The sequence below is a fragment of the Acidobacteriaceae bacterium genome (assembly GCA_028283655.1).
Lineage (GTDB): Bacteria > Acidobacteriota > Terriglobia > Terriglobales > Acidobacteriaceae > Granulicella.
Window position 1 is genome coordinate 1,559,851 of sequence record JAPWKE010000003.1, and the last position, 25,512, is coordinate 1,585,362.

At 60.1% G+C, this 25,512-nt stretch carries 17 protein-coding genes and 1 tRNA gene; 6 read left to right on the forward strand and 12 right to left on the reverse strand.

The window, feature by feature from the left end; translation table 11 throughout:
• Nucleotides 1-2: 2 nt before the first annotated feature.
• Nucleotides 3-980 carry a riboflavin biosynthesis protein RibF gene (gene ribF, locus PW792_09465; GenBank protein ID MDE1162156.1) on the forward strand — a complete coding sequence of 326 codons (978 nt, stop codon included), beginning with the start codon at nucleotides 3-5 and terminating at the stop codon, nucleotides 978-980.
• Between the two features lie 109 nt (nucleotides 981-1,089).
• Here ribF and PW792_09470 read toward each other — a convergent pair whose 3' ends face one another.
• On the reverse strand, nucleotides 1,090-3,513 hold the full coding sequence (locus PW792_09470; protein ID MDE1162157.1) for a PBP1A family penicillin-binding protein: 2,424 nt from the start codon (nucleotides 3,511-3,513) through the stop codon (nucleotides 1,090-1,092).
• Between the two features lie 252 nt (nucleotides 3,514-3,765).
• Complete coding sequence (locus PW792_09475) at nucleotides 3,766-5,010, reverse strand: S41 family peptidase (protein MDE1162158.1); 1,245 nt, start codon at nucleotides 5,008-5,010, stop codon at nucleotides 3,766-3,768.
• A 251-nt stretch (nucleotides 5,011-5,261) separates the two neighbouring features.
• Between PW792_09475 and PW792_09480 the strand changes: the two genes are divergently transcribed.
• The 3 genes from PW792_09480 to kdsB all read left to right on the forward strand — a co-directional run bounded on the left by PW792_09480 (nucleotide 5,262) and on the right by kdsB (nucleotide 6,332).
• Nucleotides 5,262-5,338 (forward strand) — tRNA-Met (locus tag PW792_09480).
• 38 nt (nucleotides 5,339-5,376) lie between these two features.
• On the forward strand, nucleotides 5,377-5,595 hold the full coding sequence (locus PW792_09485; protein ID MDE1162159.1) for a hypothetical protein: 219 nt from the start codon (nucleotides 5,377-5,379) through the stop codon (nucleotides 5,593-5,595).
• Nucleotides 5,592-6,332, forward strand: coding sequence for a 3-deoxy-manno-octulosonate cytidylyltransferase (kdsB, locus tag PW792_09490; protein MDE1162160.1), 741 nt, complete (start codon nucleotides 5,592-5,594; stop codon nucleotides 6,330-6,332). Before PW792_09485 ends, kdsB begins: the two co-directional genes overlap by 4 nt.
• 4 nt (nucleotides 6,333-6,336) lie before the next feature.
• Here the strand turns inward: kdsB and PW792_09495 are convergent, their stop codons facing one another.
• The 6 genes from PW792_09495 to coaD all read right to left on the reverse strand — a co-directional run bounded on the left by PW792_09495 (nucleotide 6,337) and on the right by coaD (nucleotide 12,061).
• Nucleotides 6,337-6,999 carry an HAD-IA family hydrolase gene (locus tag PW792_09495; protein ID MDE1162161.1) on the reverse strand — a complete coding sequence of 221 codons (663 nt, stop codon included), beginning with the start codon at nucleotides 6,997-6,999 and terminating at the stop codon, nucleotides 6,337-6,339.
• Nucleotides 7,000-8,436, reverse strand: a complete 1,437-nt coding sequence (locus PW792_09500) for a phosphoglucomutase/phosphomannomutase family protein (protein ID MDE1162162.1) — start codon at nucleotides 8,434-8,436, stop codon at nucleotides 7,000-7,002.
• A gap of 76 nt (nucleotides 8,437-8,512) precedes the next feature.
• Entirely contained in the window at nucleotides 8,513-9,655 is a 1,143-nt protein-coding gene (locus PW792_09505) for a mannose-1-phosphate guanylyltransferase (protein ID MDE1162163.1), read from the reverse strand.
• A 24-nt stretch (nucleotides 9,656-9,679) separates the two neighbouring features.
• Complete coding sequence (locus PW792_09510; protein MDE1162164.1) at nucleotides 9,680-10,882, reverse strand: pyridoxal phosphate-dependent aminotransferase; 1,203 nt, start codon at nucleotides 10,880-10,882, stop codon at nucleotides 9,680-9,682.
• A gap of 62 nt (nucleotides 10,883-10,944) precedes the next feature.
• Nucleotides 10,945-11,571 (reverse strand): class I SAM-dependent methyltransferase, encoded by a 627-nt coding sequence (locus PW792_09515; protein MDE1162165.1) that lies wholly within the window; start codon nucleotides 11,569-11,571, stop codon nucleotides 10,945-10,947.
• Nucleotides 11,564-12,061 carry a pantetheine-phosphate adenylyltransferase gene (gene coaD / locus PW792_09520; GenBank protein ID MDE1162166.1) on the reverse strand — a complete coding sequence of 166 codons (498 nt, stop codon included), beginning with the start codon at nucleotides 12,059-12,061 and terminating at the stop codon, nucleotides 11,564-11,566. Before coaD ends, PW792_09515 begins: the two co-directional genes overlap by 8 nt.
• A gap of 190 nt (nucleotides 12,062-12,251) precedes the next feature.
• On the opposite strand from coaD, the gene PW792_09525 reads away from it, so the two are divergent.
• Nucleotides 12,252-14,465, forward strand: a complete 2,214-nt coding sequence (locus tag PW792_09525) for a DUF4139 domain-containing protein (GenBank protein ID MDE1162167.1) — start codon at nucleotides 12,252-12,254, stop codon at nucleotides 14,463-14,465.
• A 91-nt stretch (nucleotides 14,466-14,556) separates the two neighbouring features.
• Here the strand turns inward: PW792_09525 and PW792_09530 are convergent, their stop codons facing one another.
• Entirely contained in the window at nucleotides 14,557-19,002 is a 4,446-nt protein-coding gene (locus PW792_09530) for a glutamate synthase-related protein (protein MDE1162168.1), read from the reverse strand.
• Between the two features lie 678 nt (nucleotides 19,003-19,680).
• On the opposite strand from PW792_09530, the gene PW792_09535 reads away from it, so the two are divergent.
• Entirely contained in the window at nucleotides 19,681-20,214 is a 534-nt protein-coding gene (locus PW792_09535; GenBank protein ID MDE1162169.1) for a sigma-70 family RNA polymerase sigma factor, read from the forward strand.
• 41 nt (nucleotides 20,215-20,255) lie between these two features.
• Here the strand turns inward: PW792_09535 and PW792_09540 are convergent, their stop codons facing one another.
• The 3 genes from PW792_09540 to PW792_09550 all read right to left on the reverse strand — a co-directional run bounded on the left by PW792_09540 (nucleotide 20,256) and on the right by PW792_09550 (nucleotide 25,477).
• The gene (locus tag PW792_09540; protein MDE1162170.1) at nucleotides 20,256-21,197 is read right to left on the reverse strand and encodes a S9 family peptidase; all 942 of its coding nucleotides are present in this window, start codon (nucleotides 21,195-21,197) and stop codon (nucleotides 20,256-20,258) included.
• Nucleotides 21,088-22,317: a hypothetical protein gene (locus tag PW792_09545; protein MDE1162171.1), complete on the reverse strand. Its 1,230-nt coding sequence runs from the start codon at nucleotides 22,315-22,317 to the stop codon at nucleotides 21,088-21,090. Before PW792_09545 ends, PW792_09540 begins: the two co-directional genes overlap by 110 nt.
• 133 nt (nucleotides 22,318-22,450) lie before the next feature.
• Complete coding sequence (locus tag PW792_09550) at nucleotides 22,451-25,477, reverse strand: TonB-dependent receptor (GenBank protein ID MDE1162172.1); 3,027 nt, start codon at nucleotides 25,475-25,477, stop codon at nucleotides 22,451-22,453.
• Nucleotides 25,478-25,512 lie beyond the last annotated feature (35 nt).

Consider the following 25,512-nt stretch of genomic DNA (forward strand, 5'->3'; position numbering starts at 1 on the left):
CAATGAAGATTTTTCGCTCCATCGACGAACTCACCAACGCGCTGCCTGCAGGCACGCGCTCGGTTGTCACCATCGGCAACTTCGACGGCGTGCACCTCGGCCACCAGATGGTGATTCGCAACGTACGCACGCGTGCCCGGCAACTCAACGCGCTTGCTATCGCCGTCACCTTCGATCCGCATCCTTCGCACGTCCTGCGCCCCGAGCCGCGCCTTCGCCTGCTTACGCCCGTGGACGAGAAGCTCCGCCTCCTCGCGGCTACCGGGCTCGACGCCGTTCTGCTGCTGCCCTTCACCGAAGACCTGCGCCACACCTCCGCGCGCAGCTTCGCGGAGAACGTCCTCCGCAACGGCCTCAACGCCATCGAAGTCCACGAAGGGGAGACCTTCCGCTTCGGCCACCATGCCGAGGCCGACATCCGGTCGCTTGCGCAGCTTGGCCATGACTTTGCGTTCTCTGTCCGCGCCTGGCAACCGTTCGTGCTGCGCGGCGACGCCGTCTCCTCCAGCCGCATCCGCTCGCTGGTCGCCAGGGGTGAACTTTCCGAGGCACGCGCGCTGCTCGGGCGCAGCTTCTCCGTACGCTCGACGCCAGCCTCCGGCCGTGGCTACGGGACGAAGTACGCTGTGCCCACGATCAACATCGCGCCCTACGCTGATCTTCTGCCCGCAAACGGCGTCTACATTACAACGCTGCGTATCGGCGAAGGCCCCGATGCTCGCCTCTTCCGCGGCGTTACGAACGCGGGGAACCGTCCGACCTTTGGCGCGGACTCCTTCGCAGTCGAGTCCTACCTCTTCCACTTCGAGCCGTTGGAACTAACCGAGCAAACACCGCTGGAGCTGACCTTCCTCAAGCGACTTCGCGCCGAACAACGCTTTGAGTCCCCCGACCTGCTGAAGCAACAGATTGGCCGCGACGTCGCCCGCGCGCAACGCTTCTTCGGTCTTTGCCACGCACTCGATAAGTCCAACCGTTAGCTGGCCTTTCTGTTGACGAAAGATAAAAAGCTCCACGAACTTCTTCGTGGAGCTTTGCGTTTCTAACGACCGTTATGTCGAGGTTTCTCTTACTCAGGCAAATCGTGCATTAAGGCTTAGACGCTCCAGCCTTCGGCGGCCCAGCCACGACGGGAGGCTTGACTACCGGCTTACTTGCCGGAGCAACGGGCTTCGCAGCAGAGACTGCGCCTTCACTACCTCCCACAGGAGCAGGCTCCGGCTGCATCCGAATCACCGGGGCAGGGGGAGAATCGTCGTCATCGTCGGAGTCATCGTCGTCAGACTTCGCAGGCTTCTTCGCCACAATAGGCTGCTCGCCAGCCGGTGCCACTGGCACATCCAGCTGCTTCTTCGGCGCGTCGTAGCGGGCGAACTGCTCGTTCGGAACCTTCTCCGTCGCCACCTTCATGAAGTCCATCCACGCTGGCAAGGCGGCCTTTGCGCCGGTTTCCTTGTCACCGAGCGGCTGCGAAGGGTTGTCATACCCCACCCAGACACCGCACGTCACCGACGGCGAAAAGCCCAGGAACCATGCGTCGGTGAAGCTGTTCGTCGTACCCGTCTTGCCACCCAAAGCATGGTGGAGCTGCAACGCCTGCGTCGCCGTGCCGTGATTCACCACGGCCTCCAGCAGCACCATCATCTTGCGCGCGATGTCGAGCGTGATGACTTCCTTCACCTCAGGCGTCTTCTGTTCCAGCGGCAGGCCATCAGCCTGTGCCACGCGGCGAATGTAATGCGGAGCGATGCGAATGCCGTCGTTCGGGAAGACACTGTAGCTCGCGACCTGCTCGCTCAACGTAATGCCAGCCGCTCCGATAGCCACCGGCAGGAAGTTCGGCAGAGGGCTGGTCACGCCAAAGTTCCGCGCCACTTCGATCACCTTCTTGATGCCGACCTTATCCGCCAACCGCAGAGCCGGGATATTGCGCGACTCCGCAAACGCATCCGTCAGCGTCATCGGTCCCTTCCAGTCGGCCTCGTAGTTGTGCGGCGTATACGGCCCGTTCGGCGTGTAGAAGCTCGCAGGCGAATCCATCACGATGTCTGACGGCTTCATGCCCGCCTCAAACGCCGCAACGTAGTCATATGGCTTGAACGACGATCCGACCTGCCGCTGTGCCTGTGTCGCACGGTTGAACTGGCTAAGAGCAAAGTCACGTCCACCCACCATCGCCAGCACTTCGCCGTTGGCGTTGTTCACCGCCATGATCGCACCCTGCGCGCCAGAGTCCTGCTCCAGCAGCAGCTTCGGAGTCTCCCCTGCCACCTTTGCCGCAATCTTCACATAAACAATGTCGCCGGGCTTGGCCAGGTCAGTCGCCTTCGTCTTCTGCGTCCAGATCCACTGCGTCGCGTCCATCGTGGACTCCACCGCACCGATGCGCACTGTCATCCTGGTCGGCGTCACCTCTGTAACTAGCGCGTGGAAGTACGCACCCTCCACCACAGGCTGCGCCCAATCAGGATGCTTGTACTCTTCGAGCGTCTGCGTGCCGTTCAATACGTTCTGCAGGCGCCCCTTCCAGCCACGACGACGCTCATACGTGGCCAAGTCATCCAGCAACGCCTTCTGGGCCGCACGCTGCATGTCGAGATCGAGCGTTGTGTATACCCGGAGCCCCGCGCCGTGCACCTCTTCGACACCGTACTCGTGCTCCAGTTGACGCCGCACCTCTTCGACAAAGTACGGAGCCTCAGAGTTCGCAGGCGTCTCAAGTTTCAGCCCCAGCGGAGCGTTCTTCGCCTCGGTGTACTGCCCGAGCGTGATCTTGTGGTCTTCGAGCATCTCGCTCAGTACCAGGTTTCGGCGGCGCAACGCGCGCTCTGGGTGCCGCACCGGGGAGAATTCCTCCGGGCCCTTGGGCAACCCCGCCAGCGTTGCTGCTTCCGGCAGCGTCAGGTCGCGAGCGTGCTTGGAGAAGTAATACTCTGCGCCTGCTTCAAACCCGTACGTTCCACGGCCAAGGTAAATCTGGTTCGCGTAGAGCGCAAAGATCTGCTGCTTGGTGAAGTGGCGCTCGATCTGTAGCGTCAGGAAAATCTCCTGCAGCTTGCGACCGTACGTCTTTTCGCTCGAGAGAAACAGATTGCGCGCCAGTTGCATCGTCAGCGTCGACGCGCCCTGCGAACGCTTCTTCGAGTGCAGATCCTTCCACGCCGCTCCGATCACGCGAATCAGATTCACGCCGCCATTCGTCATGAAGTTCTTATCTTCAATCGACAGAATCGCGTCGCGCAGTACCGGAGGGAAATCAGAGTACGGCACAACAATGCGGCGCTCGAGTGCGAAGGAGCCAATCACCTTGCCATGAATGTCGAGTAGCTCTGTCGTCGTGCTGGGCCGGTATCGTTCAAGGTCCGCCATCTGCGGCAGGTTGATCGAGTACGTCATCATCAGCCCGACCATCACGCCAAAAATGGCAGAAGCGCCGATCAGCAGCCAAAACGCCGCCTTCGCCGCAATCTTGCGCGAGCGAAACTCCGGCTCACGAAACGGAAATTTGCCCATCGCGCGCCAGAAGGTTTCGCGCACGCGACCATCGGCCGCAGACTGGGTCCGCTTCGTCGATTCCTGATTCAAGAGGCTCACGGCAAGCTCCACCTTACCACGCACCTGCCAACTTGCTCACCCCGACCGCGCGCTCGCGGCAAGCCTTCCATCGGATCAACAGGACTCAGTATGCTCCGTCCTTCCCCGGCTCCTCTGAAAACGAAAAAGCGGCGGGCCGAAGCCGCCGCTTTTTCAGGTATCGCGAAGAAACTACGCTGCAGCCGTCTTCGCCTTCAGCATTTCGAGTCCCTTGTTCAACTGGGCATCGACCAGCGGTGCCTTCTTCTTCACAGCGGTCTTGGTCGCAGCGTCCTTCGCAGGAGCAGCATCGTCATCCACCGAATCATCCGACAGATCGTTGGAAACCAACGTAGCAGGCGTTACGCCTGCATCTTCGAACTTCTTCCCGTCCGGAGCGGCATACTTGGCGATGGAGAGAATCAACGCTCCGCCATCAGGCATATCGAATGTTTTCGACTGCACACCTTCACCAAAGGTACGCTCGCCAACGAGTTCACCGCGCTTGCTATCGGCAATCGCCGCAGCAGCCAGTTCAGCTGCTCCAGCCGTGCCACGGTTTACCAGAACAACCAGCGGCGACTTCGTGTTCACAGCCTTCGAAGCCTCTGCCGTAAATGTCTGCTTGGCAACCTTCTGACCCTCTAGGGTCGCCAGCGTTCCCGAAGCAACAAAGAAGTTCGCCAGTCGCACGCCTTCGCTCATGTCACCCGTGGCGACATCACGCAGGTCGAGCAGAATCTTCTTACCCGGCTGCTTAGAAGCAGCCTTCAGCTTGCCTTCGATCGCCGAAACATGATCCTTATCCAGAACAACCGGCTTCAGATACACGATCGAGCCGTTCTCGTATGCGGTCTCCGATGGGGCCGGTTCCACGATAACGACGCGATTCACCGTGATCGGCTCAGGCTTTGCCGAACGCGGACGCAACACACCAAGCTTCAACTCCGAACCAGGCGCACCCACCATCATCAGCTGGATCATCGCCAGCGAGATGTCGCGCGTGTCCTTGCCGTTGATAGCTTCGAGAATGTCACCATCGTTCAAATTTGCCTTGTCTGCGGGCGAACCCGGAACAACACTGACGACCGTCGCATAGCCAAAGCGCTTGGACATAACAACGCCAATCTGTCCCTTACCCTGCTTGGCATCTTTCCACGCCTTGTAATCATCGGGATTCAAATAGCTCGAATCTGCATCCAGCGACTCCAACAAACCACGCAGCGCACCGTGCGTCACCTTGGTGATGTTCGGATCTTCCACGTAGTCGTTCTGCACGTGCTGCAGCACTTCCCTGTAGACGTTGATCTGGCGATACGCACCGTCCTGCGGGCCATCGCTCGCCGCATGGACACCATGGAAGTTCACGCCCAGAAACAGGCCAAGCAACACCACTACCGATACCGCCAGCAAACCCAGCTTTGCGCTCTTAGGCATAGACGAAGAACTCGCTCCAGTCACAAACAGAAACACACCGGTAAAACTACCAGTCAACGCAGTTTAGACGCACCACGCACGAATAGGATACCCCCACAGCCTTCGCCATCTCTTTCCCGCGCTTCATTATGTCCCTGTGATCGATTTCCCCACAGAAGCATCGGCGATCCACCTTGCAACCCACAGCCCTCTCGCCTAGAATAGACAAGTCGCAGGTTCGCGGATTTACCGCTGGAAGCTCGGCATCACCCGGCGGTGTAGCTCAGATGGTTAGAGCGACGGACTCATAACCCGTAGGTCACTGGTTCGATTCCAGTCACCGCCACCACTTTCTTTAAAAAACACTCTTTTCTAAAAGCCACGCGTTTGCACCGAGCCTTTCTAACTCGTCCGCTGCTCGCCCTGGCCACCTTCTTTGACCAGCCCTGCAAAATTGCCTCCGACAGCCTTGGCTGCCGCCTGCAGCCCTATTTGACCGGCCTCTATATCGTCGCCGGCATTCTGGGATTGGTGCTCGTCGCGGTCATCGCCGCCGCCATTCAGCAGTACCGCCGTAACAAGCGCACGGACCTCAAACCTCAATGACCGCCAGCCTGAACGTCCTCGGCGTCATCCCTGCGCGCCTCGCCTCCACGCGCCTGCCTCGGAAGGTTCTGCTCCCCCTCGCAGGTGAACCGCTGCTTGCGTGGGTCTACGCCGCGGCGAAACGCTGCCCGCAGTTCTCTGACGTCGTGATCGCCTGCGACTCGCAGGAGGTGGCGAACCTCTGCGCCGAACGCAACTGGCCCTACCAGCTCACCTCGCCAGAGCTTCCCTCCGGCACCGACCGCCTGCACGCTGTCGCCCAGCAGATTCCCGCCGACATCTACGTCAACGTCCAGGGCGACGAACCCCTGCTGCGCGTCGGCCACATCGCCGCGCTGCTTGCCCCGTTTGCTCAGCCACACGTCGACGTCACGACGCTGAAAGTCCGCTGCACGTCCGAAAATATCGGCAACCCGAACGCCGTCAAAGTAGTCACCGCCAACGATGGCCGCGCACTCTACTTCTCCCGAGCCACCATCCCCTACGACCGCGACGCCGCCGGCAACGTAACCTACTTCAAGCATCTCGGTCTGTACGCCTATCGAGCCGCAGCCTTGCGCCGCTTCGCCGAGCTCCCACCCTCACCGCTCGAACAGATCGAACGCCTCGAGCAGCTTCGCCTGCTTGAAAACGGTCTCGCACTCTACGTTACAGAGACGGAGCACGACACCATCGGCGTCGATACGGAAGCCGACCTGGAACGCGTAGCCGCGTTGCTCCAGGCTCCCCAGGCATAGCCTGCTAAACAGTCTTCGCTTCAAACTCCAGCAGCGGCCCGACCGTCTCAATCAGCTGCACATCCGCAAGCGATTGAACCACCCAGTCCGCTCGCGCCTCGCGCACCTGCTCAATCGTGTGCGACGTAACCACGCCGAGTACGCGAGCCCCCGCAGCGTGTCCTGCCTTCATGCCGCTTGGAGCATCTTCCATCACGACACACTGCGCCGGATCAAAGCCCAGCAGCTCCGCTCCCTTGCGATAGGGCTCAGGATCAGGCTTGCCTTTGGTCACGTCATCGGCCGTGATGTAGCGCTCCGGCAACGGTAACCCCGCAGCCTTCACGCGAGCCTCCATCAACCGTCCACTCGCTGAAGTCACGATCGTCCAACGCCCCGCAGGCAGGCTGGCCAGCAGAGCTGCGGCCCCAGGCAGAACATGCACATCTGCGACGTCAGCAATCTCCAGGTCTTCGATCACGCGCAAACCTTCCTGCGGATCGATCCACGGAGCTGACTGCTTCACGATGTCAATTGCCCGCACACCGTGCGGAATCTGAAACGTCTCCCAGCCCGGTACGTTGTACATCTGCGCCCAACGCTTCCAGCAGCGTTCGGCGCTGGCAATCGAAGACAGCAGCACGCCGTCCATATCAAACAAGAGCGCTGCTGCTTCGAATGCCGCCACTTACTTCCCGCCTTCGAGCACAAACTTCTGTGCTGCATCCAGGACCATCTTCACGCTCTCCTGCGAACAGCTCTCGCAGTACACGCGCAGCAACGGCTCCGTGCCGCTGGCGCGCAGCAGTAGCCACGTCTCCGCAGCGTTGGGCTTGCCTGCACAGGCCGGGTTCTCCAGGTAAAACTTGATGCCGTCGAGCGTCTCAGTCTTCAGAACCTTCAGCCCTGCAACCTCGCTCACACCAGCCTTCGCGCGTGCAATCGCCGACTCCTTGACGTCGTTAGTAATGTGCATGTCGACACGACCATACTGGTGCTCGCCGTACTCTTCCTGCAGCGCCGCCACAAGCTCGCCAAGCGTCTTCTTCTCATCCGCCATCACGTTCGCAATCAGCAGGCTGTTCAGCAGACCATCGCGCTCCGGCAGGTGCTTCGAGATGCCGATGCCGCCGGACTCTTCGCCGCCGATCAGAATGTCCTGTTCGAGCATCAGATCGCAGACAAACTTGAAGCCGATACCGTGCTCGTGCAGCTTGCGACCGTACTTCGCCGAGATGCGGTCCAGCATCTTCGTCGTGTTGAACGCACGCGTCACATCGCCCGGCCATCCCTTGCGCTTCAACAGCCACTCGAGAATTACTGCGTAGACCTTATGGGCATCAACAACGTTGCCGTTCTCGTCCACCGCGCCGATGCGATCAGCATCGCCGTCCGTGATCAGACCAGCATCACACTTGGCTTCGACAACGGCCTTCTGCGTCGGTGCAATGTGCGGAAGAATCGGCTCCGGGTTGATGCCCGGGAACGCCGGATTCCACTCCGAGCGGAACTCCACAAACGGAATGCCTGCGCGCGTAAAGATGCCCGCAAGGTAGCCCTTGCCCGCGCCATACATCGTGTCGATCAGGAAGCGGTAGCCCGAAGCCTTGATCGCCTTGAGATCGACAAACGCCTCCAGAGCCGCGATGTACTCCGGCGAGAAGTCGACCTCTTCGATTGGCGCCTTCTCCGCCGCTTCCGGCAACGGCTTCAGCAGGTAGCTTTCGATCGACTTGATGATTCCGGGCGAACCCGATCCACCGTAGCTCGCCTTGTACTTCACACCGTTCCACTCGGCCGGGTTGTGGCTCGACGTAATCATCACGCCGCCAGCAGCCTTGCGCCCACGCACCGCAAACGACAGCTCCGGCGTCGGCGTCACCTTGTTGCCGAGCGCCACAGGAATGCCTGCCGTCGCCAGCACTTCGGCCACCACCTTGGCAAAGGACTTCGAACCGAAGCGCGTGTCATAGCCGATGCAAACACCAGCCTTTGCGTCTTCCTGCTCGATCACATAGTGCGCAATCGCCCGCGCAGCTACGCGCACGTTCTCATACGTAAAGTCGTCGGCAATAATGCCGCGCCAGCCGTCAGTACCGAACTTCACCACCGTCGTTTCGCTCATCGCACTCTCTCTCAAACGATCAAGACGAAAGATCATTCTGATCTCTCGTCTCTGATCTCTCGTTTCGGATCACGTACTAAATCAAATCTTCTCGGCCGCCTTCGTGCACAGCCCGCACAATCTTACTGACATCCTGCGAACGCGCGCGCGTCGTGATCAGCAGAGCGTCTTCCGTCTCCACCACGACCAGGTCATCGACACCCAGCAACGCAACCGTCTTACCCGGCGCATACACATAGTTGCCGCTCGACTGGATCGCAAATACGCCCGTCGTCTCACCATCGAGCACGTTGTCGCCCTCGTGCTCAACGCGGTGTTCATACAAGGAAGCCCACGAGCCAAGATCATTCCATCCGAAGTCTGCCGGCAGGCAGTAGATGTCCGAACGCTTCTCGCCCTTGGTCGAACGGCGTTCGAGGATCGCGTAATCCACCGAGATGTTCTCGCAGTTCGGGTACTCCCGCGCAAACACTGCGTCGAACTCCGGCGTGCCGTACGCAGCCGCAATCTTCTCCAGCGGCTCGGCGAGATCAGGAATGTGCTCGCGAACGGCAGCACACAGAGTCTTCGCGCTCCACAGGAAGATGCCACCGTTCCAAACGAAGTTCCCTGCCGCCAGAAACTTCTCGGCGGTGTGAGCGTCCGGCTTTTCACGGAAGCGCTTCACGCGATGCACAACGATCGGCGCAAAGCCCTTCGCCTGCTCATCACGCTCGTACACCGCGCCCTGCTCGATGTAGCCGTATCCCGTCTCAGCACGAGTCGGCGGAACACCGAGCACCACGATGTTTTCGCCTGCAGCAGCAAGCTCGATGCCCTTCGCAAGAACCTCGGCAAAGCGCTTCGTGTTCGCCACCACGTGGTCGCTGGGGAAGATGCCCAGCACCGTCTCCGGCGCTGCCTTCTCCAGCAGGAACGCAGCCAGCGCACACGCAGGCGCAGTGTTTCGCGCACAAGGCTCGCTGATAACGTGCTCGCCAGTGACTTCCGGCAACTGCTCCACGATCACATCGCGAAGCCAGCCATTCGTGATCACCCACGTATCCGCAGCGGACGCGACCGGCTTCAACCGAGCCAGCGTCTGCTGAATCATCGTACGAGTGCCTTCAAGCGCCAGCACCTGCTTGGCGCGGGCGCGGCGCGAGCGCGGCCAGAACCGCGTCCCGCTACCGCCTGCCAGAATGACCGGTGCAAACTTCACAGCATCGTTGCTTGCCATCGTCGCCATGCGCTCCCGCGCGAACTACTTCAGGTTGCCGAGGAAGGTACGCAGGCGCTCGATGCCCTTGTCGATCACATCAGCCGACACCGCATACGACAGGCGAATGTGCTCCTTCGTGCCGAACGGCTCAGCAGGAACGCACACGATGTGCGCTTCCGTCAGCAGCTTCGCGGCGAGGTCGCTTGCGCTCGTAATGCCACCCTTGCCGATGAAGTTCTTGATGTTCGGATAGACGTAGAACGCACCCTGCGGCACCGTGCACGTCAGGCCAGGAATCGTCTTGAAGCCTTCCAGCACGCGGTCGCGAAGCTTGATGTAATCCGCACGCATCTCCGCAACGCACTCCTGCGACGACGACAGAGCTGCGATCGACGCACGCTGCACGATGCTCGACGTGTTTGACGTCGACTGTGACTGCAGCTTGCTCATCGCCGAGATGATCTGCTTCGGTCCCAGCGCAAAGCCAGCACGCCAGCCCGTCATCGCATAGGTCTTCGAGAGCGAGCCGAGCACGATGATGTGCTCCTTGCACTCGGTCAGCGAAGCGCCCGAGTAGATGTCGCCATCGAACGCGAGGTACACGTAGCACTCGTCGAGCAGCGCATAGATGCCGCGCTCATGGCAAAGCTGAATGATCGCGAACAGGTCTTCCTTCGGCAGAATCGCGCCCGAGGGGTTCGACGGAAAGTTGAGAATGATCGCCTTCGTCTTCGGCGTGATCGCGGCTTCGATCATCTCCTTCGTCACGCGGAAGTTCTCCGCTTCGCTCGTCTCGACGAAGACGCACTTGCCGCCGACGAACTCAACGATGTCCTTGTAGCTCACCCAGAACGGCGTCGGGATGATGACCTCATCGCCGTGGTCGATCAGAACTTCTGCGGCGTTGAAGATTGCCAGCTTGCCGCCTGCCGAAAACACGCACTCTTCCGGCGTGTAATTCGTGCCAAAGTCCTCCGCATGACGATCGACGATCGCCTTACGCACCTGCGGGATACCGGCTACAGCCGTGTAACGCGTGAAGTTCGAATGAATCGCTTCAATGGCTGCGTCTTTGATGTGCTGCGGGGTCGAGAAGTGCGGCTCACCGGCACCGAAGTCGGCGAGGTCAATCCCTGCAGCCTTCATCTTCAGCGCTTCGGCAGTAATGGCCATCGTGGCCGATACTTCAATACGGTTGATGCGGTCGGTAAGAACTTTGCGTGATGCAGCTGTAGCTGAACTCATGCAAACAGTTTCGCAGATTCCGCCGTGTGAAACTACCCCACCGCGTACATCCTTTGGAGCGTTTATCGACGCTTTCGTAACACCCACGTCGTCATGCACCGGTGGTCCTGCACGACGGTCGTTTTCAGCGGGTCCACCATCAGCGCATTCATCTGCTCGGTCATCGACATCAAAGCGGCTTCATCCACCAGAAACCACTCACTGCCATCGTTGATCCGGAAGATCTGCCCATGCAGCCGTTCAAACTCCATGCCAATGCGCGAACCCAACCGGCAGAACAGGACACCGCCCGGCTTTACGCACCGCCAAAGCTCCTCCACCATCGCCAGAAAGTGCTCTTCGTCCCGCGCAAAGTGCAGCACCGAGTTACACAGCACCACGTCGGCCACGCCGTCTTCAAACGGCATCGACTCAATCGCACCCACGCGGAAGTTCTCTGCCGGAAGCTCCGGAGCCAGCAACCCCGCCAGCGCCCGAACATGCTCCACGCCCGCTGGATTCGCATCCAACGCCAGCACCTTGCAGCCTTCGCGCAGCAGGTAAACCAGGTTCCGACCGTAGCCGCAGCCAGCGTCCAACACCGTCATCGGCGGCGCAATATTACCGCGCAGAATCTGGTCAAAAACGTAAATATCGATCTGCCCGAACTGCTCCTCCAGGCTCATCGTCCCCACGGGGGAGTTATGCATCCAAACGCTCCGGAACCTTTCGGCGCAACCGCTCCAGCACCACCGGCGGCACCAGTTCTGAGATATCTCCGCCTAGCTCCACCACGCCTTTGATCATCCGCGAGCTCACATACGTGTACTTCTCTGCGGGCATCATAAAGAGCGTCTCCAGCTCCGGCGCCAGCTTGCGATTCATCATCGCCATCTGAAACTCGTACTCGTAATCGGAGACCGCGCGAATACCGCGAATCACGGCGCGCGCCTGAATCGACCGGGCAAACTCCACCATCAGCCCATCGAACGTCGCCACACGAACGTTACCAAACTCACGCACCGCCTCGCGCGTCATCTCTTCGCGCTCCGGCACGCTGAACAGCGGCGCGCCCTTCTCCGAGTTGCGCAGAATGGCCACGACCAGTTCATCGGCCAACCGCGCTCCTCGCGCAATCAGGTCCAGGTGCCCATTCGTCAACGGATCAAACGTTCCGGGATATATCGCAATCAAAGACATCGCATCAGCAGAATACAGTCTCGCTCCCCCAAGTGCATCTTCACGGGACCAGCCACAAAACTCTGCGAACACTTTTGCCTCTTCGCCGGTCACACTCTCAGCAGAAAATATTGACCCGCCGTGCCCCATTTTCAGAGGCGCGGTGTCTAAGCCACTGTCACACCTATCCGCCTCACCGAGGACACCCACCATGCCGCGCCCGCTCTACCTGCTCACCGCGCCGTTCCTTCTTCTCCCTCTCAGCCTTCATGCTCAGCGCCCAAAACCAGCCTCCGAGACATCCCTCCCGGTCACCCACGTCTCGCTTTATAAAAACGGCGTCGGCTACTTCGAACTCTCAGGCCACGTCACCGGCAACGCCGCCGTCACCATCCCCTTCACCAGCTCGCAGCTCAACGACGTCCTGCAGTCGCTCACCGCCATCGACCTCAACGGCGGACGCATCTCTGGAGCGGGCTACAACTCCACCACACCGCTCGAGCAACAGCTCAAAACGCTCTCCCTCAACCTCAACGAGAACCCCACCGCCGCCGACTTCTACGCGGCGATTCGTGGCGCCCGTGTGGCCGTATCGTCCGGCGGAGCCAGCATCACCGGACGCCTGCTCTCCGTCGAAGCCCGCTCCACCGAGATCAAAGGCGAAGACACGAAGACCGCCGACAAATACTTCCTCACCGTAGCCTCCGACGAAGGCACCGTCCGCACCGTCGAGCTCACCGCCACCACCAGCGTCCGCCTGCTCGACACCGCGCTCCACACCGACGTCACCCGCTACCTGCAACTGCTCGACTCCAACCGCTCACAGGGCCTGCGCCACCTTACCCTCACCGACAGCGGCAGCGGCTCGCGCGAACTCCACGTCAGCTACATCTCCGAGGTTCCGGTCTGGAAGTCGACCTACCGCATCCTCGTCACCGGCACCAACCCCACGGCCACCCTGCAAGGCTGGTCCGTCGTAGACAACACCACCGGCACCGACTGGATCAACGTCCACCTCTCCCTCATCGCGGGCGCGCCACAGAGCTTCATCCAGCCTCTCTCGCAACCCATCTACACCCGCCGCCCCGAAATCCCCATCGCCCAGGAAGCCCAACTCACGCCGCAGACCTTCGACTCGTCGATTGAAGCGAATGGCAAAGCCGATCGCTTTACAGGCGGCGGTCTGGAGAACTTAGCCGCTCCAGCAAAGCTCCCACCCAACTTCCGTACGCGCAACAACAACAGCAATGGCATCGCTGGCATGGCAGGCGGAGTCCCCGGCGGAGTGGCAGGAGGCTTTGGAGCCATGACAGATAGCGTGACCGTAAGCGCCATGTCCGCAGAAATTGCGGTTCCACCACCTCCACCACCTCCACCATCCTCCTACGAAGATTCCGTCATCGCCTCCACCACACCCACCGCCAAAGCCGCAGGCTTCGACGACTTCTTCGCCTACAACCTTTCCGAACCCATCACCATTCGCAAGAACGAGTCCGCCCTCGTCCCCATCCTCCAGACCAAACTCCCCGTCGAATCCGTCACACTCCTCGCCTACCGCAACGGCTACACCTCGCAGCCGCTTCGCGCCCTCTGGCTTACCAACAACTCCGGCCTCACCCTCGACAGCGGCTCCTTCACCATCATCGAATCCGGCAACTTCTCCGGCGAAGGCCTCCTCGATCCCATCCACCCGGACGAAAAACGCCTCCTCTCCTACGCCGCCGACCAGGCCGTCCACGCCACCGCAGATGGCGACCGCTCCAACGAACACATCACCTTCCTGCGCGGCTCGAGAGGCGTACTGAACATCCACCGCATCGACCAGCACGAGGTCACACTCGTCCTGCACAACGCCGCGCCCACCACCCGCACCATCGTTGCCGAGGTGCCCTTCGTCAAAGGCTGGAAGCTCGATAGCCTCGACGCCTCCAACAGCGATCCCAAACCCGTCGAAACCACCCCGACCGTCTACCGCTTCCGCACCGAACTAGCTCCCGGGGAAACCAAGCGCCTCCACATCGGCGCCAACCGCCCCAGCTACGCCACCTACTACCTCACCAACTCCAACGACAACCTGTTCCAGTTCATCCTCACCACCACGAACCACGACCCCGCCCTCGAAGCCGCACTGCAACCGATCCTCGATGCCCGCCGGAACGTCGCCGAAGCTCAAAACGCCGTCGATATCACCAACGCCAAGTTCACCAGCCTCCGCTCCGACGAAGACCGCCAACGCGCCAACATCACCGCCCTCGCCAACGCCGACAAAGGCTCCCGCGAGCGCTTTGTCCGCGACCTGAACAAGACCGAAGACGACATCACCGCCACTCAAACTACCCTCAAACAGCAGCGATCCACTCTGGACAGCGCCAAAGCCGACCTCGCCACAAGAATTGAGAACTTCAGCATTAACACCAAGCACTAAACTTTTGCTCAAACGAACAAACGAAAAACGGCGCGGAGAGCATCTCTCTCCGCGCCGTTCCGACTTCCAGCTTCCTCGTACGTCCTTGCCTTTACGCCTGCGGCTTCGGTACGAACAACACCATCTGCGCAGCGAACGCTGGCCACTTCGCCAACATCGTCTCCGCCAGCTTGCTGTGCGCGAGTTCCTTGTGCAGCTTCACCAGCGAGTTCAAGCCAGCCTGCTGCTCCGGGGTTGCGTCCTCAAACGTCACAGCCTCAAGGAACTCCGTGTGATAGCGCGTATCACGCAGAATATCGCCGTCAATATCCCACACCCACGCCGAGCCACCCGTCATACCCGCGCCGAAGTTAATGCCGATGCGTCCGAGGATCACCACCGTGCCACCGGTCATGTACTCGCAGGCATGGTCGCCCGCGCCTTCCACTACCGCCGTCACGCCGGAGTTACGCACCGCAAAGCGCTCACCCACGCGGCCTGCCGCGAACATACGACCAGCCGTCGCGCCGTAAAGCGCCACGTTGCCCAGCAGAACATGCTCGTGAGACTCGGTTGCTGCGCGACCTTCTGCGCGGATGATCAGGTCCGCACCGCTCAGGCCCTTACCAACAAAGTCATTCGCCTGTCCGGTCAGGATGATCTTCGTTCCCGTACCGGCGAACGAGCCAAACGACTGTCCCGCCGTGCCATGCAGATCAAAGGTCGCATCGATCGACTCGAGTTCGCCCTTCACCTTCAACAGAGCCGCTTCGCCCGCCAGGCGCGCACCCACCGAGCGATGCTCGTTGTTGATCTCAGCCTTCACGTAGAAGGGCTCGCCCTTCTTCGCTGCCGCGATCGCCGGAGCGGTCCACGGCTCGTCGAGGGGATGATCCTCGCCGGGACGCGTGTTGAAGCCGCCCATCCAGCGCGTCGCGCCTTCACCCACCTGTGCCAGTACCGGCGTCAGATCGAGGTTGCCCTCAAACCGCACCTGTTCCAGCAGATCCACGCGGCCAACCGCCTCTTCCAACGAACGCAGACCGAACTTCGCGAGAAGCTTTTGCAGGTCAGCAGCAATCTGCTGGAAGAGCACCACCACATGCTCCGGCTTACCACGGAACTTCGCCCGCAGATCAGGACGCTGCGTCGCAATACCGGTCGGGCAGGTGTTCAAGTGACACTGACGCGCCATATCGCAACCCAGCGCGACCAGCACGGCCGTGCCAAACGCATACTCGTCCGCGCCCAGCAGCGCAGCGACCAGAACATCGCGCGCCGTCGACATACCGCCATCAGCACGCAGACGTACACGACCGCGCATGCCGCTATCGCGCAGTTGCTGCTGCGCTTCCGCCAGGCCAAGCTCCCACGGATTGCCAGCGTACTTGATGCTCGACAGAGCCGCAGCGCCCGTGCCGCCGTTGTTGCCCGCAATCACGATGAAGTCCGCATACGCCTTCGCGACACCAGCCGCAACCGTACCCACACCCATCGACGACACCAGCTTCACGCCAACCGCAGCCTTCGGGTTTACACGCTTCAAGTCATAGATCAACTGGGCCAGATCTTCGATCGAGTAGATGTCATGATGCGGCGGCGGCGAGATGAGAGAAACGCCAGGCTGCGCATGGCGCAACCGCGCGATCAGTCCCGAAACCTTGTGCCCCGGAAGCTGTCCGCCCTCACCGGGCTTGGCTCCCTGCGCCACCTTGATCTCAATTTCTTCTGCATGAGCCAGATACTCGGCCGTAACGCCAAAGCGACCCGAAGCAATCTGCTTGATCTTGTTGTTCAGGCTCACGCCCGTGTGCACCGCCGGAGCCTGCACCAACTCAGCCACAGCAGCTCCACCGCCAGAACCGTTCGCTTCGACAGCCGAACCGCCATCGCCGTTCGGCGTCTGCGGAGCCATGCCAGCCGGACGATACACAGCAGGATCTTCGCCGCCTTCGCCCGTGTTCGAGCGTGCGCCGATCATGTTCATCGCAGCCGTAATCGTCTGATGCGCCTCCGGGCTCAACGAGCCCAGCGACATCGCCGACGCGATGAAGCGGTGGCAAAGCGTATCCGGCTTCTCCACCTCGTCCAGCGCCAGCTCCGGCCCTGCCGGACGAATCTCCATCAACTCCCGCAACGTCGACGGCTCGGTCGTATCCACCGCACGCGAGAAGATCTGGAACGCGCTCGACGGATCTTCCGCCGGAACACCCGCACGCGTCGAGCCCATCACCGTCTGCAGCGACTTCACGTTCAGCGGAGCCCACTTGTGGGGCTCGCTCACATCCGACTTACGGAAGCGTACCCAGCCATAATCCGGCAGGTCGCTCACCGGTGCGCCATCCACCGCAGGAGCTTCCCAGCTCAAACGCAGGCGGCGATCCAGCTCCGCAAAACCCACACCCGACAGCGGTGCCGGGGTTCCCGGGAAGCAACGGTCCACCACGCTGCGGTGCAGGCCGAGGATGTCGAACAGATGCGCGCAACGGTAGCTGTTCACCACCGAAATGCCCATCTTCGACATCACCTTCGCAATGCCCGCATCGAGCGACTTCAGCATCAGCTTCTCGCCGTTAACATCTTCCGGAGCCAACGCCTTCGCGCTCTCCAGCGCCAGCCACGGGCACACCGCGCCCGCACCATATCCCAACAGCACGGCCATGTGATGAATGTCGCGAGCATCGCCCGCTTCCACCGCAATGCCGCACAACGTGCGCAGACCAGCCTGAACCAGCGCTTCGTGCACAATACCCGTAGCCATCGCCATCGGCACCGGCAGGGCCTGCGCGTTCGCTCCACGATCCGTCAGAATCAGCAGGCGAACACCCGAGCGCACCAGTTCCACCGCTTCGCGTGCCAGTTGGTCGGTCGCCTGCTCCAGCGAGAAGTTCGGCGCAAACGTGCACTTCAGCTCTTCGAGTCGCAGATCTTCCTTGTGCGGATACTCCCCCGCACGCAGTGCCGCCATCTGTCCCAGAGAAAGGAACGGCGACTCCATCGTCAGGCCCGGCAACGTCGCATGCTTGTCCAGCATGTGCGCCCAAGGTCCAAGACGCGAGTGCAGGCTCACCACCACGCTCTCGCGCAGCGGATCGATGGCCGGGTTCGTCACCTGCGCAAAACGCTGGCGGAAGAACGCATACAGCGGACGCGGCGACTTCGCCAGGAACGCCAGCGGCGTGTCATCTCCCATCGACCAGACTGCGTCCTTACCGGTCGCAGCCATCGGCTTCAGGATCATGTTCACGTCTTCCTTCGTGTATCCGAAGCCCTTCTGCAGACGCTGCAGCTCTTCCCCAACAGCCGTTTCCCCCGCAGCAATCGCTTCTAGCGGAGTGTCTTCGGCCAGCTCGACGTACGTTGCGCGCACGTCGAACTCATCCAGCATCTCTTCGTTGTGATAGATCTTGCGCTCGGCCATGTCCACGCCCAGCATCTCGCCGGGGCCAAGGCGGCCCGACTCGATCACCGTCGCCGGATCGAGGTCAACGAGACCCGCTTCCGATCCTGCAACAACCAGACCATCGCTCGTAATCGCGTAACGGCAGGGGCGCAGACCATTGCGGTCAAGCGCAGCACCAACCACCACGCCATCAGAGAACGCAATCGCGGCCGGTCCGTCCCACGGCTCGGCGACGTCCTGGTGGTACTTCAGGAACGGGTGGAAGCGCTTCACCATCGCAGGCGGCAACAACATACGGACCGCTTCTGCGATCGTGCGTCCGTTCTGCGAGATCAACTCAATCGTCTCGTCCAGCGAGGTCGAGTCCGTACCGTCCTTCGTCAGCACCGGCTTGCACTCTACCGGCAGCGACGAATCGCGAGCATCCATGCGTGAGCGATTGCCCCACACGGTGTTGATCTCGCCGTTGTGCCCCAGCTTGCGGCCCGGCTGCGCACGGTGCCAAGCCGGCAGCGTATTCGTCGCGTAACGCTGATGGAAGATCGCAAACGGCGTCACATACTCCGGCGACTGCAGGTCCGTGAAGAACTGCGGCAGCAGGCTGCCCATACACATGGACTTGTAGACCAGCGTCGTCGAGCTCAGCGAGCAGAAGTAACCTTCCACTTCACCGTTCTCCACGGCGCGCTCAAACTGCTTGCGCGCAAGATACAGGCGGCGCTCCATCGGACCAATGTCATGCTTGGACGCGTCCTTCACCAGCACCTGCTGAATCATCGGCATCGTCGAGCGGGCGATCTCACCCAGCACCTCCGGCTTGGTAGGAACCTCGCGCCACGTCAACACTTCCAGCTCCTGCGAACGCAGGCAGCTTTCCACCACCGACTGCACATTACGTGCGGTCGCGGGCGTGAACAACATGCCCACACCCAGCGTCTGGTCGTCTTCCAGCGTCACACCGGCAGACTCCAGCAGCAGCTTGCGCGGCACGCCGGTCATAATGCCCACACCGTCGCTCGAAGAGCCATCCGCCGCCACCGCACCGCGATGCGCCAGGCGCGAAAGCGCCGTCAGGGCGTCGTCCAGAATTTTGCGGCTCGGCTTATACAGAGCACTCGCAACAAAGCCCACGCCGCACGAATCGTGATCGAACATGGGATCAATCAAGGTCTTAAACGACGAAAGCTTTCCCGCACCGGCCGTAATGGCCTTAGCCGAGCCAATCACGGCACGCGTCATGGTGGGAGAGAGCTGTTCTTGTGCGCCGCTCATGGGAGCGCGCAGGTCGTTGAACTGATTATCGGCCATACCACACTATACTTCGCATCAAGGTCCAGAGGAAACCTCGCCCGCGTATTTCCTATGGATTACGCCTGTTTCCGCTCAAATCGGCTCCTCCCCCACCCCCTTCTCCCCGGCCGCTAATCGGCCCACTGCCCCCTTCGACAGCAATCGTTGTCAAAGATCCCACCATCGACAACGTATGTGGTATAAAAAATCACAACACAGAAACATTTCCTCGCCTTCTTTACGGTACGTACGAGAATCCGGCGGGTACAGGGCATGCATCGCGCTCATCGACTCGCAACTTCAACTGTTGTCGTGAACAGCATTTGTTCGAGGTACTATGCGCTTCTTGCTTGGCACAAAGAACGGCCGCTGCCAGAAACTGCGCTTATTTCTCCGGCAAACAGCGACCGCATGGACAACATCACCTGCATCTTTCCTGCGAGGTGCCCGTTGATTCGACTGACTGCTGCCCCGGCCGAGACTCCACGATCTGGCCTACGTTCTGCGGAACCGCGCCTCTCGCCGTGCGACCCCGGAAAGGAGATGCTCACCGATGAGTCCCTTGCATTGCACCTGCAGACCGGGGACCCTCAGGCGTTTGAGCTGCTCTTTGCCAGGCACTCTGCCTCTGTCCGACGTGTCGCCGCCAGCATTCTCCGTGACGCAGGCGAAGCCGACGATGTCGTCCAGATTGTCTTCTTTGACGTACACCGCGCCATCAAGCTCTACGACGCCACCCGCGGCACACTCCGCACCTGGCTACTGCAGTACGCCTACCATCGCGCGTTGAATCACAAGCAGTCCCTGCAAAGAAAAGGCTTCTACAGCGGCTCCCCTCTGGAAGCGGCAGAAGCTCCGTCCACCCTGCGTCGTTCCCTGCTCCCAGCGGAAGCGGCACAGGCTGTTCGCCAGGCTATCTCGCACCTCACCGAAGATCAGCGTCGCACCCTTGAGATGCTCTTCCTGGAAGGTGCCGAAATGTCCGACGTAGCTCTGCAGCTTGGGCAAAACCTTTCCAACGTACGTCATCACTACTATCGCGGTCTTCGCAAGCTTCGCGACGTGCTGCAGGGCTAAGGGTCCCGCACCGGACCCCGCCCTGCATCTCTGCGCACCCTCTACTTCAGGTGCGACTGAAACCAATCCAATACATGCGTCAGCAGCGCTTCCTGATGGTCGCGTTCGGCAAACACATGCGGTTCACGCGGAAAGCGAATCATCTCCGCATCCCGGCCCATATAACGAAGCCCGTTGTAGAACTCCTCGCCCTGGAACGTGGGCACCCGGGTGTCGGCATCGCCGTGCACTACGAGAACCGGAGTCACGCAGTCGCTTAGATACGTCACCGGTGAGTGATCGCGGTACATTTCGCGGTGTGTCGCGAAGGGGCCGAAGTAGCCGTCGAGGAAACTTGGGGCGATGTCGGTGGTTGTCGCCATGGAGACCAGGTCTGTCACGCCAGCGCCGATAATGGCCGCTTTGAAACGATTCGTGTGCGTGATCGTCCACGACGTCATGAAGCCGCCGTAGCTCCAGCCACCGGCAACCATCTTGTCCTTGTCCGCGATGCCCTGCGCGACGACGTAGTCCGCGCCATCCATCTCGTCCTTGAAGTCGGCGCCTCCCCAGTCCTGGAAGTTTGCTTCCGTGAACGCGGTTCCCTGTCCATCGGAGCCGCGGGGGTTCGGCAGCAGGACAGCGAAGCCATGCGAGGCCATCATTTGGGCCCAGTCATGCCAGGAGCTTAGCCAGCCGGACTCCCAGTCGCCCTCCGGACCGCCGTGGAACTGCACCAGCGTCTTGTACTTATGGCCCTTGACGTAGCCTGCGGGGAGAACGAGCACACCATAGATGGTGCGGCCATCCACGCTGCTCTTCCAGGAGATCTCCTTCACCTGCCCGAGCTTCCACTCGCGCACCTGCGGATTCGTCTCGGTCAGCGTCGTCCACTTACCGGCCTCCAGCGTGTTCACTTCTGCCGGATGGGCCGAGGTTCCCGTGGCAAATGACCAGCGTTTTGCCGTCTTTGGAGACTTCGTAATCGCGCAGCGTCGACTCATGCTCCGAGACGACCTTGATCGCGCCTGTCTTCAGATCGACTTCGCCGACAACTCCCGTTGTACGGGCGACACCGCTGAAGAAGAGATGCTTGCCGTCGCCGCTCCACTCCCCGTGCTGCCAGGTAATGGGGAGGTTTGCGCCAACGATCTGCTCCTTCTTCGTGGCCACGTCGTAAAGAATGGGAACGCCGGTGATCGAGCGTTCGGTCATCTTGCTGTAGCTCAGGTAAGCGCCGTCTGGCGACCAGTGGATCGGCATCGACATGGCATGCTCTGCGAGCGTTTGCTCGACCTGGCCGGTCGTGCTGCTGAGAATCTGGATCTTCGAGACGCGCCAGTAATCGTCGAGACGCGGGGTGGGCGAGATGCGCGTGAGGAAGTGCTTGCCGTCCGGCGACCAGTCGAAGTCGCAGAGGTTGCGATCGCCTTCGGTTACGAGCGTCGCGGTATGTGTCGCGAGGTCATAGACATAGAGGCGGTCGAAACGATAGTCAAAGTCCACGCGATAGTCGTCAACCTTCTTGTCCTTGCGCTCGCGCTCGGCTTTCGCGTCGGTATCGGTGCGCACAAAGGCGATCTTCGTTCCATCCGGCGACCACTTGAAGGTGGTGATGTTGCCGGGCAGATTTGTGAGAGGAACAGCCTCTCCTCCGCCCATGGGGAGCATCCAAAGCTGGTTCTCCTGCTTGGCATCCTTCGGCGCATCCTGCTCTTCTGCTTCCTTCAGCTCCGGGCGGGTTTCGACGCGCGCGAGCTTGAAGGGGATGGGGCTTTCGCCGTGCAGTTTGATGGGGTTTTTGCGGCGTGAGAGGAAGGCGATGGTCTTTCCGTCGGGCGACCAGCGCGGGAGCGAATCTGCGCCATCGCCGGAGGTTAGCTGGCGTGCGGTGCCGGCCTGTCCGGCGTTGGTGAGCCAGAGGGTCTCCATCTTAGGCAATGTCGCGGGTTGCGGGGTGGTGACGGAGTAGGCGATCTGTGCGCCGTTGGGCGAAAGCTGCACTTCACCGACCTTTTTCAAGGTGACGACGTCATGCGGTGTGATGACTTTGTCCTGTGCCGAGGCGGCCATGGCCGTCACCGCAAAGAGTGCAGAACCCGCAAATCGAATCGAAGCGCGCATCAGAAACCTCTCCCAAACTCATGTTTTGAAACGATTAAAACTACTACCGAAAAACTGGAAAACGTGCCTAACGGAGAAAAAAGTGGGATGCCCGTCTGACGGGGCATCCCTAGCCGTGGTGGAGACAACGTCGTTAGAACATGTACTTCAGCGCGAACTGCATCTGGCGCGAAGTTCCGAAGCCGAGCGTGTTGCCAAAGGTGCTCGTCAGCTTACCGAAGTTTGTTGTGTTTCCAGGAGTCGTCCAAGCAACGTTCGGGAAGCCAAAGTTCGGATGATTGAGGATGTTGAAGAACTCGGCGCGGAACTCGAGCGTCTGTCCTTCAGTGAGCTTCGTGTTCTTCAGCAGAGCAAAATCCCACTGGTTGAACTTCGGCCCGTAGATGGTGTTGCGGGACGAGTTACCGAACGTGCCGGTAGCAGGTCTGCTCCACGCAGCGGGATTCAGGTAGGTAATGTAGCCAGACGAATCGAATGTTCGGGCAAGATACTTGCCATTCGCGGGGTTAACGTCCGGGCGCTGATTGGTGTAGTTCTGGTTGCCGTAGGTGTTGATGCCAGACATAGCAACACTGGACGTTACACCGCTGCGGAAGATACCGAGCGAGTTGATGCCCCAACCTGTGGCAGCGACACGAACCGGAGCAGGTGCGGTACCAAGGAAGCTATGACCTTCTCCCATTGGCAAGTCATAGAGCAGGCTGAAGCTCATGTTGTGACGGATGTCACCAGAACCATTACCACGCTCTGAACGGATGTTGTTGACGTCCTGAGGATCGCTGGCATACAGACCCTGATCCTGGACGTCGTCGATGACGTGACCCCAGCTGTAGTTGCCGGTGAAATTCAGCGATTTACCCATGCGCTGCTTGACCTGCAGGTTCATGCCGCTGTAGCTGCTGAAGCCTGTGTTGGTCTGCAGATAGACATTGCCAAACTTCGTGTTCGGACGCACTGTAGCGTTCTGAGCGAAGAGGTTTGCATTCTCCTGGCGCCAGAGATTCACGCCATGGTTGCCAACGTAGCCCAACTGAACACCGGTGCTCTTGCCAATCTGCTGGGCAACACTGATGTTCCACTGAACCGAGTAGATGTCAGGCTTCGAGGTGGGAAAGCCATACACCGTGGGAGCAGGAGCTACGCCTGAAGACAGATAGTTGTTATACGGATAGGAAAGACCAGGGCTGGTCGTCTGCGTCAACTGAAGGTTGCCACTTACGTTGTTCAGAGGCACATTGTAAGAGCCAAAACCTACCGGATATGCCTGATAGAAGATACCTGAGCTGGCACGAATGACCGTGGTGGGCGTTGCAGAATAGGCCAAGCCAACGCGAGGCCCGAAGTCACGATAGTTGGTCTTGAAGTAGCCCTGGCCCGGGTTCATCAGGCTGGCCGTGATGGGGTCGTACGACTGTGTTGCATAGAACTTATCGTGAGGCACAGAAGCAACATCCCAACGTAGACCATAGTTAATGGTCAACTTCTGGTCGATCTGCCAGCTATCCTCAACGAACATTCCATACTGGGTAGCACGCGTTCCGTGTCCGGGGTTACCGGCAGTCTGCGTTACCGTCTGGAGGGTATTGTTTTCAAAAGCCAGAACATTTGCATAAGCAGCTACGCCTGTCGTAATGCTTTGGGAGTTCAACTGGATGCGATAGATTGTGCCGCCCCACTTGATCGTGTGGTGTCCCTTGACCAGGGTCATCTGGTCACCCCACTGGTAGCTGTTGTTGTTGCTGAGAGAGTTGCCACGCGAGCCAACAACTGTATCCATACCCGAGATCGAAACCTGCGGAATAGCTTCTGAAGAATCCAGACGGCTTGCCCAGCGCTGGAAGCCCATCAGGAAGTTGTTCAAGAAGTTGGGGTTGAACGTGTGTGTTTCGTTGATCGCGATGTTCGTTGTACGAAGCGGAACATTCTGATGGTCATTGAGACCAAGAGCCGTTGTTGTTACCCCAAACAGAACGCCTGTCGTCGCAGAGTCATTGATGTTTGCACGGACAAACATCGAATCCTTCGGAGTGAAGTTGTAGTCAACACGGATACTCCCCGTATTCTCCGCAACATTCGTGTTGCCAACAGTGGTGTAGCTCGCCAGGTCGGGATTGGTCGAAAGCACATTCGTCGACGTCGGCAAGTTGGCAAGGATCGGTGCGAGTTCAGGATGAGCAGCGAGAGCCGTGGCGCGAGCAGCATTGCTCAGTACCGTTCCAGTGCCCGGAATACCAATGATCTGGCGCGAACCTTCGTAGTTTGCGAAGAAGAACGCCTTGTTGTGAATGATCGGGCCGGTGAAGTTGCCACCAAAGTCGTTGTAGCGGAACTCGGGCTTCGTGGTGCGCGAGAAGTAGTTACGTGCATCCAGCGCATCGTTGCGGAAGAAGTCATACGCTTCGCCGTGGTACTTGTTGGTACCCGACTTCGTAACAACGTTCACAAGCGAACCTGCAGCACGGCCGTACTCTGCCGGATAGCCGCTGGTCTGTGCGCGGAACTCCTGAATTGTCTCCAGCGAACCGGTCAGCAGGCGCGAACCGCGCTCGTAACCATTTGCCATGTAAGGCTGGTCAACACGCGAAGCATCGACACCGTCAATCGAGTACTGATTATGTACCGTGTGAAGGCCGTCGAAGCTGATATCCGAGATATAGCGCGAGCGGGCCACGGCACCGGGAGTCAACAACGAGAGGCGAGCGTAGTCGCGACCGTTGATTGGCAGATTCGTGATCTGCTTGTCCGTGATCGTTGCGCCCAACGAAGAGTCTGTAGAGTCAAGCATCAGCGAATTGGCATCAACGGTAACGCTTTCAGAGGCAGAGCCAACCAGAAGCGATACGTCGATACCATTGGTGACTGCAGCCTGCAGCGTGATGTTCTTGACGTCCTTACCTTCAAAGCCAGCGGACTCTACGTGCAGGGTATAGACGCCGGCTTCAAGGTTAGGGAACACATAAAAGCCTGAGTTGCTGCTCTTTGTCGTGCGTTCGACACCCGTGGCGGTGTTCCGCAGCACGATCTTCGCGTTGGGAATGACGTTCTTTGACGGGTCCGTGACAGTGCCGGACAATCCGCTGAACGCCTGCGCCGCCATGTACGCCGTGGTGCTGACAGCAAAGAGAGATGCACATAAGAATCGTGAAAATTGCTTTCGCAAACTGGCCTCCTCAGAACGATCGAGTCAAGGCCTGC

What these genes read in the sequence shown, in the direction of transcription:
- PW792_09470 (MDE1162157.1), bottom strand. Translation starts at nt 3,513, where the DNA reads ATGGGCAAATTTCCGTTTCGTGAGCCGGAGTTTCGCTCGCGCAAGATT.
- PW792_09545 (MDE1162171.1), bottom strand. Translation starts at nt 22,317, where the DNA reads ATGCGCGCTTCGATTCGATTTGCGGGTTCTGCACTCTTTGCGGTGACG.
- coaD (MDE1162166.1), bottom strand. Translation starts at nt 12,061, where the DNA reads ATGTCTTTGATTGCGATATATCCCGGAACGTTTGATCCGTTGACGAAT.
- PW792_09530 (MDE1162168.1), bottom strand. Translation starts at nt 19,002, where the DNA reads ATGTTCGATCACGATTCGTGCGGCGTGGGCTTTGTTGCGAGTGCTCTG.
- kdsB (MDE1162160.1), top strand. Translation starts at nt 5,592, where the DNA reads ATGACCGCCAGCCTGAACGTCCTCGGCGTCATCCCTGCGCGCCTCGCC.
- PW792_09535 (MDE1162169.1), top strand. Translation starts at nt 19,681, where the DNA reads ATGCTCACCGATGAGTCCCTTGCATTGCACCTGCAGACCGGGGACCCT.
- PW792_09540 (MDE1162170.1), bottom strand. Translation starts at nt 21,197, where the DNA reads ATGAGTCGACGCTGCGCGATTACGAAGTCTCCAAAGACGGCAAAACGC.
- PW792_09505 (MDE1162163.1), bottom strand. Translation starts at nt 9,655, where the DNA reads ATGGCAAGCAACGATGCTGTGAAGTTTGCACCGGTCATTCTGGCAGGC.
- ribF (MDE1162156.1), top strand. Translation starts at nt 3, where the DNA reads ATGAAGATTTTTCGCTCCATCGACGAACTCACCAACGCGCTGCCTGCA.
- PW792_09500 (MDE1162162.1), bottom strand. Translation starts at nt 8,436, where the DNA reads ATGAGCGAAACGACGGTGGTGAAGTTCGGTACTGACGGCTGGCGCGGC.
- PW792_09515 (MDE1162165.1), bottom strand. Translation starts at nt 11,571, where the DNA reads ATGCATAACTCCCCCGTGGGGACGATGAGCCTGGAGGAGCAGTTCGGG.
- PW792_09475 (MDE1162158.1), bottom strand. Translation starts at nt 5,010, where the DNA reads ATGCCTAAGAGCGCAAAGCTGGGTTTGCTGGCGGTATCGGTAGTGGTG.
- PW792_09525 (MDE1162167.1), top strand. Translation starts at nt 12,252, where the DNA reads ATGCCGCGCCCGCTCTACCTGCTCACCGCGCCGTTCCTTCTTCTCCCT.
- PW792_09510 (MDE1162164.1), bottom strand. Translation starts at nt 10,882, where the DNA reads ATGAGTTCAGCTACAGCTGCATCACGCAAAGTTCTTACCGACCGCATC.